At 70.0% G+C, this 13,284-nt stretch carries 10 protein-coding genes and 1 pseudogene; 5 read left to right on the top strand and 6 right to left on the bottom strand.

Going from position 1 to position 13,284, the window contains the following annotated elements:
• Nucleotides 1–2: 2 nt before the first annotated feature.
• Together FB471_RS27690 and FB471_RS27680 are read left to right on the top strand one after the other, a co-directional pair.
• Nucleotides 3–467, top strand: coding sequence for a hypothetical protein (locus tag FB471_RS27690; RefSeq protein WP_211358158.1), 465 nt, complete (start codon nt 3–5; stop codon nt 465–467).
• Nucleotides 468–710: 243 nt separating this feature from the next.
• The gene (locus FB471_RS27680) at nt 711–2,162 is read left to right on the top strand and encodes a carotenoid oxygenase family protein (RefSeq protein ID WP_246076623.1); all 1,452 of its coding nucleotides are present in this window, start codon (nt 711–713) and stop codon (nt 2,160–2,162) included.
• 9 nt (nt 2,163–2,171) lie between these two features.
• Here FB471_RS27680 and FB471_RS27675 read toward each other — a convergent pair whose 3' ends face one another.
• Both FB471_RS27675 and FB471_RS27670 read right to left on the bottom strand, forming a co-directional pair.
• On the bottom strand, nt 2,172–4,844 hold the full coding sequence (locus FB471_RS27675; protein WP_142001240.1) for a helix-turn-helix transcriptional regulator: 2,673 nt from the start codon (nt 4,842–4,844) through the stop codon (nt 2,172–2,174).
• Nucleotides 4,845–4,924: 80 nt separating this feature from the next.
• Complete coding sequence (locus FB471_RS27670) at nt 4,925–5,821, bottom strand: LysR family transcriptional regulator (RefSeq protein ID WP_142001239.1); 897 nt, start codon at nt 5,819–5,821, stop codon at nt 4,925–4,927.
• A 517-nt stretch (nt 5,822–6,338) separates the two neighbouring features.
• Between FB471_RS27670 and FB471_RS35365 the strand changes: the two are divergent.
• A pseudogene (locus tag FB471_RS35365) lies at nt 6,339–7,073 on the top strand (LLM class flavin-dependent oxidoreductase); the annotation flags it as partial.
• Nucleotides 7,074–7,168: 95 nt separating this feature from the next.
• Here FB471_RS35365 and FB471_RS27660 read toward each other — a convergent pair.
• On the bottom strand, nt 7,169–7,579 hold the full coding sequence (locus tag FB471_RS27660; protein WP_142001238.1) for a YybH family protein: 411 nt from the start codon (nt 7,577–7,579) through the stop codon (nt 7,169–7,171).
• 412 nt (nt 7,580–7,991) lie between these two features.
• Here FB471_RS27660 and FB471_RS27655 point away from each other — a divergent pair, with 412 nt between their 5' ends.
• Nucleotides 7,992–9,326, top strand: a complete 1,335-nt coding sequence (locus FB471_RS27655; RefSeq protein WP_142001237.1) for a YjiH family protein — start codon at nt 7,992–7,994, stop codon at nt 9,324–9,326.
• A gap of 9 nt (nt 9,327–9,335) precedes the next feature.
• Here FB471_RS27655 and FB471_RS27650 read toward each other — a convergent pair whose 3' ends face one another.
• Nucleotides 9,336–9,830: a TrmH family RNA methyltransferase gene (locus tag FB471_RS27650; protein WP_142001236.1), complete on the bottom strand. Its 495-nt coding sequence runs from the start codon at nt 9,828–9,830 to the stop codon at nt 9,336–9,338.
• A gap of 37 nt (nt 9,831–9,867) precedes the next feature.
• Here FB471_RS27650 and FB471_RS35570 point away from each other — a divergent pair, with 37 nt between their 5' ends.
• Entirely contained in the window at nt 9,868–11,043 is a 1,176-nt protein-coding gene (locus FB471_RS35570) for a DUF371 domain-containing protein (RefSeq protein ID WP_142001235.1), read from the top strand.
• Here the strand turns inward: FB471_RS35570 and FB471_RS27640 are convergent.
• Nucleotides 10,998–11,681: a class I SAM-dependent methyltransferase gene (locus FB471_RS27640; protein WP_142001234.1), complete on the bottom strand. Its 684-nt coding sequence runs from the start codon at nt 11,679–11,681 to the stop codon at nt 10,998–11,000. The genes FB471_RS35570 and FB471_RS27640 overlap by 46 nt on opposite strands.
• Before the next feature lie 122 nt (nt 11,682–11,803).
• Complete coding sequence (locus FB471_RS27635) at nt 11,804–13,279, bottom strand: NAD(P)/FAD-dependent oxidoreductase (protein WP_142001233.1); 1,476 nt, start codon at nt 13,277–13,279, stop codon at nt 11,804–11,806.
• Nucleotides 13,280–13,284: the final 5 nt, after the last annotated feature.

Genomic DNA, 13,284 nt, shown 5'->3' with positions numbered 1-13,284 from the left:
TCGTGGCCGACGAGGGCCTCGCCGACCCGGATCCGTGGCACGGCTTCTGCCTCCTGCTCGAGAAGGTCTGTGAACCGCAGGTACGCGACCAAGGCTTCACGGCGGCCTTCATGTCGACCTACCCCGACGCGATCGACTTCGCCGCGGACCGCGAACGCACGCTGAACTCGATCGCCGAACCGGCCCGCCGCGCCAAGGGCGCGGGCCACCTACGCCCCGACCTCGTCCTGGACGACCTGATCCTCATCCTCATGGCCAACAGCGGCATCCGCGCCACCCCGCCCGCCGCCCGGCTCGCGGCCTCCCGGCGCTTCGCCGCGCTCGCGATCCAGGCACTCCAGGCCTCCCCTGCCGCCTCGCCGCTACCACCCGCGGCACGGTTGGCCCGCGGTATCGATACCCCGACACGACTCCAACGGGCGAACCGGATGAATGACCGAAGGTCTCATCGGCTCGCGCGGAGGTAGCCGGTGACGCGGACCGAGGGCGAGGAAGCGGAGCCGGCACTTGTCGTGGATGTGCTGGAGTTTCCTTCCACTGTGGACGTGCGTTGATCAGGTCTCGGCTGTGGGCTCCCGCGAGCCAGGCTCTGGCCGAGGAGTTGCCGTCCGTCGGCGATGCCGCCGCCGATCGGATGGGACAGGCCCGGTTCGCGCGGACTGGTCACTGTGACAGATGGGTGGCCGCGGGCCACCGGCCAGGCTGGGGACATGGACCGACGATCAATGCTCAAGCTCGGCGCGGTCGGCGGCTTGGCCGCGTTGAACGCGCTGCCGTCAACCGCTCTGTCCGCGCCGGCACGCACGCTGAACCGGGATTCGGCGCGGTCACTCCCGACCTACCTGACCGGGGTGTTCGCGCCGGTACCCGACGAGACCAGCAGCCTGAACCTTGTTGTGGAAGGCGCTATCCCCCCGGAGTTGGCGGGGCGGTACTTCCGCAACGGGCCCAATCCGTATCCGGGTGTCGACCTCGGCAACTGGTGGCGGGGGGACGGGATGGTGCACGGTGTGCGGCTGCGCCATGGTCGCGCGGAGTGGTACCGCAACCGGTGGGTGCGCACACTGCATGCCCCGCCGACGCTGCCCGACGGAACTCGGGACCTACGGGTCGGGCCCGCGAACACGAGCGTGAAACATCATGCCGGCAAGATCATGGCGCTGGTCGAGACGGCTTATCCCTACCAGCTCACGCCGGACTTGGACACGGTCGGCGTGCTGGACTTCGGTGGGCGGCTGCGCAGTGCGATGACCGCCCACCCGAGGGTGCACCCCGGCACGGGGGAGATGCATTTCTTCGGCTATGCGCAGCAGCCGCCGTATGCGACCTACCACCGCCTGTCTCCGGCCGGGGAGCTGGTTCGCAGCGTGCCCATCGACCTGCCCGAAGCGATCATGATGCATGACTTCGCGATCACCGACAACCACGTGATCTGGCTCGACCTGCCGGTGGTCTGGGATGACGCCGCACGTGAGCGGGGATTCCCCAACTGGAGCGACCGGCACGAGCCCAGGATCGGTGTGATGCCGCAGAACGGTGGCAGTGCCGACATCCGGTGGTTCACGGTGAACCCGCGGTGGGCGTGGCACGTCGGCAATGCCCACGAGGACCGGGCGGGGCGGATCGTGGTGGACGCGATCAGCGGAGACGCGGCGGACTGGGTGGCAACGCAGAAGATCTTCGAAGGCGTTCCCGGTGGCCGCGCACATGGCCACCTGTACCGGTGGACTCTGGACCCGGCCACCGGCCGAGTCGGCGAGCGGCACCTCGACGACATGGCTACGGAGTTCCCGAGCATCAACGATGATCGCGTGGGACTGGGGCACAGGTACGTCTACAGCCCGACGACGCCGCTGATGCCCACCAGGCACAACCGAATCGTCAAGCACGACACGCGGACCGGTAGGCGGACGGCGCACTATCTCGGCGCCGACCGAGTCGCCGGCGAGGCGGTGTTCGTCCCCGCGCGCTGTGGCAGGCATGAAGACGACGGCTGGTTGATGGCCATCGTGCACGACCTCACCCGCAGTTCCGCCTGCCTGGTCATCCTGGACGCCACGGCCCCGGCCCGGCGCCCGGTCGCCACTGTCCACCTGCCCCGCCGGGTGCCGTACGGGTTCCATGGCGAGTGGATTCCCGACAGCGAGGTCGGTGTCGAATGACCCGCGAGGTCACTCGGACAGGTCGAGGTCGCGCAGCTGTGCGCGGTTCGCGACGCCGAGTTTGGGGAACAGTTTGTGCAGGTGGTAGCCGACCGTACGGGGGCTGAGGAACAGCCGCGTTCCGATCTCCCGGTTGGTCAGTCCCTGGCCGGCCAACCGGACGATCTGTAGTTCCTGCGGGGTGAGCCCGGGGATGCCGGGCGAGGAACGCCTGGCGCTCGACGCGCCGGCGGCGCGCAGCTGTGCCGCGGCGATCATCGCCCACCGGTGCGCGCCGAGCTGGGTGTACAGCTCTGTGGCGAGCCGCAGGTGCCGCGCGGCCTCTCGCTGTCGCCGGCTGCGCCGCAACCATTCGCCATGCAGCAACGCCACCCTGGCACGCTCGAATGGCAGGTCCGCGAGATACTTCGCGGACTCGTCGAAGTGTTTCGCCGCGGAGCCGTCCGTGGCCAGCAGGGCGCGGCTACGGTGCAGTTGTGCGTGCGCCCACGGCAGGGTGCTGCGCTCGGCCCATGGCGCGAAGGTGGCGACTACCTCCTCCGCCTCGCCAGTTCGCTCGGCGCGCACCAGCGCCTCCACGATGTCTGCGGCCGCGCGGCGCACCGTCCAGGTGTGCTCGCAGGCCGAACCGGGTTCGGTCAACGCCGCCAGCCGGTCGGCCGACTGTGGGTAGTCGCCCTCGGCAAGGGCCCACAGTCCCAGTGCCCAGGTCAGCTCGGCGCCCGCGGCATGATTGCCCAGCGCGGGGCTCATGGTTTCCGGGCGCTCGCCGCGCAGCGCGGCGAACCGGGCGAGCATTCCGGCAAGGCACGTCTCGATCGTCCGCTGCCCGTTGTCCACCGCGAACCGCAGGCCCTCGCGGGCCAACTCGTCGGCTTCTCGCCACCGGCCCAGTTGGTGGGCGAGGTCGGCCAGCCACGGCGAGATCATGGTGAGGATCGTGAGCATGCCGGTGGCCCGCAGCCGCTCGTGCGCGAGCTCGCCGAACTCGCGTGCCAGCCGTGGGCGGGGCCCCAGCCATGTGATCACCAGCGGCCATAGCCACCGGTGCGCGTCCTGCTCGCCGGGCAGGTCAGCACCCGCGTCCAGGATCCGCCAGGGGTCGGCGTCGTCAGGGGTGAGCGTGCCGTCGAGCGCCGACTCCAACCACCGGCCGTGATCGCGGAACCCACTCCCCGCGATCCGCCGCGCGGCGCCGACCGCGTCGTCGAACCGGCCCGCGTGGTAGGCCGCCGAGACCGCCATGAACAGCAGGCCGACCACCTGCTTCGTGTCGTCGCCCGCGAGGTCCGCACCGCGTGACAACTGCGCGAACGCGGCCGCCGGGTCGCCCTCGGCGATCTCGATCAGGCCCCGGGATCGCGCGACCAGCACGCCGGCCGCGCCGGGCGGGTTCGCCGGCGCCTCGGAAAGGAGTTCGCGGCCCAGGTCAACCTGGCCCGACTTCCACGCCGCGTGGGCGGCAGCGGCCAGCCGCGAGGCACGTCCCTCAGCGGTAGTGCTCAGCCGCGCCGCGCGGCGCAGCAGCACGGCCGCCGTCGCGATACCGCCGCGCCCGCCGGCCGTGGTGGCCGCGGCCTCCAGAGCCGTCGCCAGACCCTCGTCCTGCCCGGGCTCAGCGGATGCCCGGTGCCAGGTCGCGCGTTCCCAGGCGCCGTCGGCCTCCAGCACTTCCGCGATCGCGCCGTGCGCGGCGGTCCTGAACTGCCAGGACGACGCCGTGTAGGACGCGGAGCGGATCAACGGGTGCCGAAAGCGCAGTGTCCCGCCCGCCACGTCGACCAGCCCCTCGGCTTCCGCTGCCGACAGCGCGGACGCGGGCAATCCCAGCCGCCCCGCCGCACCCAGCACCGTCACCAGCGATCCGGTCTCCTCGGCGGCCGCGACCACCAGCAGGTTACGGCTCAGACGAGGAAGCCGGTCCACCTGGACGGTGAACCACCCGCGCAGCCGAGCGCCGACCGGAACGGTGCCCTGCACCAGCGCCTCGTCCACCAGTGCGCGCCGCGACCGGACACGCGCCAGCTCCACCAGAGCGAGCGGGTTGCCGCCGGTCGCGGTGATCAGTGCCGCGCCTACCGCCGGTGGCGGGAGCCAGCCCCGGTCGGCCAGCAGCTTCGCACCCGAGTCCGGATCCAGCCCGCCGAGCCGGACCTCCGGCAGGCCCGCCCGGCCCAGCGCGTGCCCGTCGGCCGAGCGCACCCCGAACAGCATCGCGATCCCGGCATCCGACACCCGGCGGGCGGCGAATGTCAGCGCGCCCATCGACGCGTGGTCCAGCCACTGCGCGTCGTCTACCACGACCAGCACAGCCCGGTCGACGGCCGCCACGCCGAGCAGCGCAAGCGCCCCGGCCGACACCAGGTAGTCGGACGCCGATCCGGCCGACCGGCCCAGCGCGCAACGCAGCGCCTCGGCCTGGTCGGCGGGCAGCGCGTCCAGCCCCGACGCGACCGGGGCCAGCACCTGATGCAGGCCCGCAAACGCGAGCTCACCCTCGGACTCCACCCCCGTGCACGTCAGCACGGTCAACCCGGACGCTTCCCCTGCCGCCTCCGCCAGTAACGCGCTCTTGCCCGCGCCGGCCTCTCCGCACACCACCAGCGAGCCGCCCCGACCGGTACGAGCACGGGCGATCAAATCCCGGACAGCACGCAACTGCCTGTCGCGTCCGTGGAGCATGCACCGAGAGTAGGGAGCGGCCGCTGAGAGATCGTTGAGGAACCGCGACCGGGGTATGGACCTGTGTTCGTACCGGCCGGTCAGGCGCGCCCGGCCAGCTCGGCCGCGACATCGACGGCGATCTCGATGGCCAGGGCGGCGAGCGGGGAGTGCGTGCGTCCCGCGTTCCACAGCAGGAAGATCTCGCGTGGCGGGAGTGGCGGGTGCAGTTCGTGGACGTGCAGGACAGCCTCGGCCCGGACGGTGGCGCCGTGCACGGCGAGCCGGGGCAGCACCGCTGAGCCGATTCCGGCCCGGACCATCGACACGAGGGCCTCGTTACCCACGGTGCGGAAGACGATTCGTGGGTTGACGCCCTCGCCCGCGAGTGCCCGTTCCACGCGCGCCTGATCGCACAGTGGCGGGTACGCCACCATCGGCGCGCCGTCCAGCCGGGCCCACGGTACCGGGCCTTCCGGGAAGGTACCTTCGCGGGCAACCAGGACATACGGGTCGTCGAGCAGCTTCAGATGTTCGATATCGCCCTCGGCGCGGCCGTCGAAGAACAGCAGATCGAGTCCGCCGACCTGTGGCCGGCCGGTCTCCTCCTCGAACAGCCTGATCTCGCAGTACGGATACTCCTGCCGCAACCGGTGCACGACCTCCGGAAGGATCACGTTGGACACGCTCTGGAACGTGCCGATGTCGACCCGGCCCTCACCGGCCTTGAACCGGTCGACCTGGTCCGCCAGTGTTTCCGCTTTCGCCAGCAGGTCGAGTCCATGCGTCAGTACCACGGTGCCGAGCGGGGTGATCCGCACCGGTTTCGGCCCGCCCGGCCGGTCGAACACCGCGCCGCCGACCGCTCTTTCCAGCGCCGCGATCTGCTGACTCACCGTCGACTGGGTGTACCCGAGCCGCGCGGCCGCCCGGCCGAACGAACCCTCCTCGGCGACCGCCGCCATGGCGGCGAGATGCCGCAGCTCGATGTCGGACACGGTCGGCAGTCTAGGCCGAACGATCGACAATAGCGATGGACTTTACCAGGAACATCGCTATTTCCGATTCTCGACCCGGGGCGGTGTGGCTTCATGCCCGGTGGTCCGTCCAACGGCGAACAGCTCCGCACGAGCAACGGCGTCGAGCCGCGGCCGCGCAACAAGCGATTCCGGGAAGCCACCGGGTACGCCCCGCGACCGCGCAGGGAATCCGGACGGCGGCTCGCTTCACGCACATCGGCTTCACCGAGGTGCACGAGCCCGCCTGCTACGGCCCGGACCACGCCGTGTACTCCACCTGGTAAACCTCGGGATCCACTATCTACAACGGACATCGAGACGGGCGACCGCGCACGCAGAGGGCTCCGTGCCGCGCATGACACCGGTGACGGCGTGTACTTCGATCGCGGGCCTGGGTCATCACCGCGCGCCGCCGCCGAGTCGCCACCGAGCCACCCGGCGGTGAACCGCCGAGTACCGCGGAATAGCACCCCGAAACCACGTGTTGAGCCCGGTTATGGCCATCGATATCGGTGTCATCCTGCCAACGTCCACACCCGACCCTGCCCGGCCGATCCTGGGTGATGTGCGCGCGAGCGCGCGGTTCGCCGAGGAGCTCGGGCTCGACTCGGCCTGGTCGACCGATCATGTACTGGCAAGTGCCCCGATACTGGACAGCACGGTGGTCCTGTCCACGGCGGCCGCGGTGACGGAGCGGATCACGGTGGGCTTCAACGTGCTGCTGCTGGCCCTGCGTCCGGTCGCCTGGGCCGCGAAGCAGATCAGCACCCTGCAGCATGTATCGGGCGACCGGCTGGTGTTGGGGGTCGGCACCGGCAACCCGGCGCACGGCGATCTCGGGTGGCGCGCGGCTGGCATGTCCTATCCGGATCGAGGTCGAAACACCGACGCGGCGCTGCGGGTGTTGCCGAGCCTGGTGGCAGGGAAGCGGACCGTGCTCGGGGACGGCGTCGAGGTGGCGCTCACCCCCGGCGCGACCATGCCTCCGGTGGTGGTGGCGGGCAACGGGCGCGCGGCGCGGCGCCGGGCCGCGCGGTACGGCGATGGCTGGGTCTCCCTCGGGTTGCCGCCCGAGGAGATCGCCGCCGGCCTCGCGGAGATCGACCGGCTCGCCGAGCGGGACCGCACGCCGGTCAGGGCGACCGCGGTGGCACCCGAGGTGGACCCCGACCCCCGGCGCGCCGCCGCCCGGCTGGCGGCGTACGAGGAGGCCGGGGCCGAGCGCGTGATCCTTCGCCCCGACCGGGACCGACTGGCGGCGCGACTACGAGTACGCCGCGCGCGTGCGCGCCGCGTACCACTGACCTCCACCGCGCCCCGGCTCACTCATTGCACCGGGGGAAGGACGCTGGGGAAGGAATGGTGCTCGTGCGCCACGACCCACCGGCCCTGTTCCTTGCGCAGCCCCAGGGTGAGGCGTAACCGGTTCTCCGGGTGCTCGGCGAGCTCCCGCGGGGTTCCGCAGCGCAGCAGGGCGTGCGCGAACGCGACGTCCTCGCCTGCCGTGACCTCGAGGGAGACGATCTCGAACGAGGCGCCCTGCGCCTGCCACTGGAAGAAGGGCGGCCACGTGTCGCGGTAGGCGTCGATCCCCCGGGCGCCCTCGTAGGGCGGCGGGACGTCGAACATCACGATGTCGTCGGCGTGGTCCGTCAGGACACCGTGCAGGTCGCCCCGGTGCACGGCCACGGCCCATTGCTCGATCAGGGTCCGGATCTGCTTCTCGTCGACGGTCATGGCTCAGCTCCCCATCCGTTGGCGGGTCTTGTCACCCCGTACGACCCGCGGAGGCCACCGGACTCATCGCCGCCAACATCGGATTCATGCGAGCGGCCGACACGCACCACGCCAGGCGGGCACAGGAGCCCGGCCGAGCGCCACCCGTGCGATCAGTCCACCATCCTGTCCGGCAGGCCGAACCCGGCCAGCCCGCGCGGCCTCCAGCAACTCCCGCCGCACCTGGCTCGCCCGCATCGGCCCACTCCACGGTCTCGCAGGCGGCCAACCTTACCGAACTGGGGTGCAGTCTGGGATTCGGGACAGGTTTGCGCGTCGGGCGCGTTTTCCGCAGGTAGATCCCGTGCGAGGCTGTGCCGATCGAAGATCCAGCCGATCGCGAGACCGGGCCGGTCGAACGGAGGTGCGCGGAATGGCGACCGAGCAACAGGGCGACGAGCGGGCCACCCGCGGGGCGGGCACCGGCGTGCCGATGTGGAAGTTCTTCGTCTACAGCCTCGTCGGCACGCTCGTGTTCTTCGTGCCGATCCCGGTGAGCGGGGAGAGCTCCATCGTCCTGGACCACCTGGTGACCGCGCTCGAGACGGCCTTCCCGGACCTGCTGCCGTACCTGGCCCTCGCCGTGATCCTCGCCGGGGCCGTGCACCCCTTCGCGTCCGGGACCTGGAACCGCTCCCCCGTCTCCGTGGTGTTCTCGGTCGTCAAGGTCGCCGGCCTGGTCGTGGGCGTCATGCTGGTGTTCGAACTCGGCCCGGCCTGGCTGTTCGCCGAGGACATGGGGCCGTTCCTGCTGAACAAGCTGGTCATCCCGGTCGGGTTGCTGGTGCCGATCGGCGCCGTGTTCCTCGCCCTGCTCGTGGGCTACGGCCTGCTGGAGTTCATCGGTGTGCTGCTTCAGCCCGTGATGCGGCCGGTGTGGCGGACCCCCGGTCGCTCGGCTGTCGACGCCGTGGCCTCGTTCGTCGGCAGCTACTCGCTCGGGCTACTGATCACCAACCGGGTGTACAGGGAGGGCAAGTACTCCGGCAGGGAAGCGGCCATCATCGCGACCGGCTTCTCCACGGTGTCCGCGACCTTCATGGTGGTGGTGGCGAGCACGCTGGACCTGATGAGCGACTGGAACACCTACTTCTGGACGACGCTGGCGATCACGTTCCTGGTCACCGCGGTGACCGTCCGGATCTGGCCGCTGTCCAAGGTCACCGACAGCTACATCGACGGCAGCCGGCCGCGGCCCGACCAGGACAACCGTGGTCGGCGACTCTCCCGTGCCTGGACCGAGGCCAGGGAGACCGTCGCCGCGGCGCCGTCGCTCGGCCGGAACATCGCGACCAACCTCAAGGCCGGCCTGCTGATGACCATGGCCATCCTGCCGTCGATCCTGTCGATCGGCCTGCTCGGCCTGGTACTGGCGACCCACACCCCGGTCTTCGACTGGCTGGGCTACGCCTTCTACCCGTTCGCCTGGATCATGCAGGCACCGGAGCCGCTGCTGGTCGCGAAGGCCTCGGCGGTCGGCGTGGCGGAGATGTTCCTGCCCGCGCTGCTGGTGGTGGAATCGGCCGCCGCGGTGAAGTTCATCGTGGCGGTGGTGTCCGTTTCGCAGATCATCTTCTTCTCCGCGCTGGTCCCCTGCGTGGTCGCGACGGAGATCCCCATCTCGGTGCCCCGGATGATCGTGATCTGGTTCCAGCGGGTGGTGCTCACGCTCGTTCTCGCCACCCCGGTGGCGCTCCTGCTGTACTGACCGCCTGCCTCAGCCGTGCGGATACTGCCGGCAGTACTCGTACAGCGCCATGGCCGTGGCGGTGGCGACGTTGTAGCTGTTCGGTCGGCCCCACACGGGGATCTCCACGCAGGCGTCGGTGAGTGCCAGTTCCTCGTCGCCAAGCCCCAGCCGCTCGTTTCCGACCACGAGCGCGACCTTTCGCGGAAACACGTACTCGTGAATGTTGACCGAGGACGTCGTCTGCTCGAGGCCGACAACGGAATAACCGTCCTGCCGAAGATCACGCAGGACCGGAACGAGCGTCCGGCGATTCTCGATACGCACCGATTCCACCGCATCGCGGGCAATAGCACGATCCACCCGCGCATTACCGCAGGCAATGATTCGTGGAACTCCGCAACATCCGGCCGTACGAACGATTCCGGAGAGGTTCACCCTGCTGCGCAGTGGCGCGCAGGCGACGACGATATCCCGCTGCTGTTCCAGCGGATCGGCGGGCCGGTGCCGAACGTGCGAGGTCATGACCGCATCTTACAATGCGCGGTGATAGCATTACCCGGTGAGTGATTCGGCGGAGGTCCTGTTCCGGGTGCGGTGCCGGGGGCACGAGAATATCTCCGCGACCCACGAGAATACCGTGGAGTTCAGCCTCGATTCGGAAATCACCGGGCGGGCCACCTGCGTCGTGGGGGTGGACGCCCGGTTCGTCACCTCCGCGGCGCCGGTGGCCGGCCCGATCCGGGTCACCATCGAGGCGGACGGCCGGTCCGCGCAGGTGCGCGCGGGCGCCAACTCGCGGTGGCGTCCGGGGCGGAACATGGTCCTGCGCCGCGGCCCCGACCGGCTGCCGAACACCCTCGGCACCGAGGCCGACCTCGGCTCGGCACGACTGCCGCGGGACCTGATCACCGCGCTGTCCCGGCCGGAGACCTCGATCGAGGTGACCGTCCAGCGGGACCGGCCGGAGGCCGCCACGCTGGTGCTCTACCGGGCCACCGGTCCCGAGGACCGGCTGGCCGCCGAGGTGGCCGCCGCGGGCACCGTGTTCACCAGGGACGCCCCGGCCAGTGAGTTGGTCGCCGGTACCGACCGGATCCGGTCCGCGGCGGCCCGGCCGATCGACCACGATCACCTGCGCGCGGCCCTCGCCGCGAACGGTCGGGCACTGGTCGTGGCCACCTCGGGCGGGTTCACCGAGGAGATCGGCGCGGTGGCCGACCAGCGGGACGTGCGGGTCGAGGTACTGGGACTGCCGGCGGAGCAGACCGTCTCGGCGGTGTCCCCCCGGCGCGTCCCGGTGCTGAGCGTCGACGCCGGGCGCACCCGTGGCCTGGTGCGCGTGCTGCGTACCGCCACCCGGCACGCGCTGGTGCTGCGTTGCTCCCACCGGGACTTCCCCCGGGTGCGTGAGTTGCTGCTGCGGGAACGGGAGACGGGAATCGCCTCGTTCGCGATGGACGTCCCGTGGCAGGCGGAACGGCCGTGGCGGGGTCCGGTGCCGGCACTGCCCGAGCGCCCACCCGGTGGCACCGCGGACGTGCTGCTCCGGGTCGAGCCCGCCGAGGAGACCTCCGAGGTTCCGGAGATCCCGGCGGTCGCCTTCGTCCGGGCGCTGCTGGACGACGGGGTGTCCCCGAAAACGCTGTCCCGGGCACTGGCCGACACGACGGACTACTCCCGCAGGGAGGCCTACGAGTTCGTGCACGAGCTCGTCGACCGGTCGCCGGAGCGCTGAACCAAGGTGGCGGTGAGGCCGAGCACGTCGAGCCGCGACCTGCTGGAGTTCAGCCGCCTGGTCCACGAGGTGGCCAGCGCCCGCACCTCCTCCTGGCCGAAATACCTCGCCTCGTCCAGTCGCCACCCGACCTCGGTGTAGATGCCGGCCAACATGTCCGCCGCCGAGTCCGGCGTCGGCTCGGGGCGATCCCCCACCTCCGGCACCGGTGGTCGCCAGGCATGCAGGTTGAGCGTGATCAGCATGGTCGCGCCCGGGGCACACACCGCTGCCAGCCCGCGGAGCATGTCCGGATCGGACCCCAGCACCCCGCGCAGCAGGCTGCCCCACGGCATCAGGATGCGCAGGTCGGTGATCCCGTGCAGCTCGGCGGGTAGCCCTTCCGCCGAGGCCCAGACATAGACCAGGTTGGCCAGGCCACGTTTCCGGCTCGCCGCCTTGGCCGAGATCTCCCGCATCCCGTCCTTGGCCGCGTCCAGTCCGATGACCAGCAGCTCGGGATTGCGTTGCGCCACGTACTGGGCGTGCTTGCCGTCCCCGGTGCCCACGTCCAGGACGGCACCGCGATGAGCGGCGAGCAGCTCGTCGAACTCGGTCGCGGCGAGTTCGAGCACCTGCTTGCCCACGATCCTGCGCATGTGGGCATCCTAATTTCCCACGTCGCCGTGGCTTTCAGCGAGGCCGCCACGAAGGCGTGCGCTCGCGCGCCGGCAGCCGGTGCGGGTGGTGACCGCGACGGCCGGTGGGCAGGGACGCGCACTCAGTGAGTTGTGCTGCCGGACGACGCGCGACTTGCCGTGTAGTACTCGCGCAGTGCCTTGGTCAGATCGGGGAAGACCCGCAGCGAAGCAAGGATCTCAGGCGGTGGAGTGTAGGTCGGGTCCAACTCGTCAGCCGTTCTCGTGTACGCGTCCCGGAGGTGGTGCTCAATGGTGGACGGCCATTCCACAGGGAGGCTCCAGCCGTCCTCGTAGCCCGTCGCGAGCATGTGCATCACCGCCGCCGCGACGACCTCATCTCGGGTGAACGGCTGGATCGGCGGGCGCACCGGCTGGAACATCGACAGGTCGACCGACGTCTCCTCGTCGCGGATGAGGGCCGCCATCTCCCGCGCGAGCAGGGGGGAAAGCGTCAAGCCGTCGCGGTACGTCCCGGTCATCATCCAGAGTCCGTCCAGTTCCGTCGCACCGAGAAGTGGCATGCCGTCGAGCGAAACCGGACGGTTGCCGACCTGGATATTTCGGAAACCACCCTCGGCAAGACCCCGGTGTACCTGCCGGTTGGCACAGTTCATCAGGAACAGAACATCGGCGACCGGAGGCGTGTCAAGGGGATCCATGGATAGCGTGTTCGTTGCGCCGACATAGACCTGGCCGTTTCCTCGTGGGACGACGTGCAGGCCACAGGCAAATGCGCGATTCGGTGTGCGAATAACGGATCGTGGGTTGCTTTTGTCCTTCGTGTCGACGAGTGCCGAAACGCCATAACCGCTCACGAGTCGAGGTATCCTCGCGGCGAGTTCGGGTACGGTGTCCAGCATTGCCTGGGAGGCCGCCCCCGCCGCCAGTACCACGTTATCGGAGAACAGCATCGAGCCGGACTCGAGCTCGACGCCACGTACGCGATCTCCGCGCTGGTCGACACGAGTGGCGAGCTCGGTGACGAGCGTCCCACCCGCGGCGGTGAAAGCCAACTCGAGGCGTACGAGCAGTTCGGAAGCATTGACCGAATGCTCGTTCGGGATGAACATCGCTTGGATCGGGCGAGCCGTGGCTTCCGCGTCGATCCATTCGAGCTCACTCGGGTCGATATCCTCGAACTTTTCGTCGTACGTAATGAGAGTGTTCCGGATCGCCTTGTAGTTGTCGTCATCAATACCGGGGACGCCGACAGCGTTGAGCAGCATGACGGTGCCCTCGGCCGTCAGCAGGTCGCTGCCGTCGGAGTCCGGCGACAGTTGTGCCAGCCAGTCGGGCCAGAGTTTGCTTGCCTGATAGGCCCACTCCAGCTTTGTCGTACCGTAGTCGTTCGTCAGCAAGGGTTTGGTGACCTCACCGAACACTCCGATCATCGCGCCGGCGGCGGAGGACGCGGCCCATGGACGGTGTGGCGCGCCGAGTACGGCTACTCGCAGGCCGTCCCGGGCGAGGGTGAGTCCGAGCGACAGGCCGAGAGAACCGTTCCCGACGACGACTACGTCGTAGGTCCGGTCCGCCTCAGCTGAGTTTCGGGGCATCGATA

Origin of the sequence: Amycolatopsis cihanbeyliensis (genome assembly GCF_006715045.1) — a bacterium.
In the GTDB taxonomy this organism is placed as follows: Bacteria; Actinomycetota; Actinomycetes; order Mycobacteriales; family Pseudonocardiaceae; genus Amycolatopsis; species Amycolatopsis cihanbeyliensis.
Note: the sequence above shows the minus strand (reverse complement) of the source record. Positions and strands in the feature narration are given on the sequence as shown.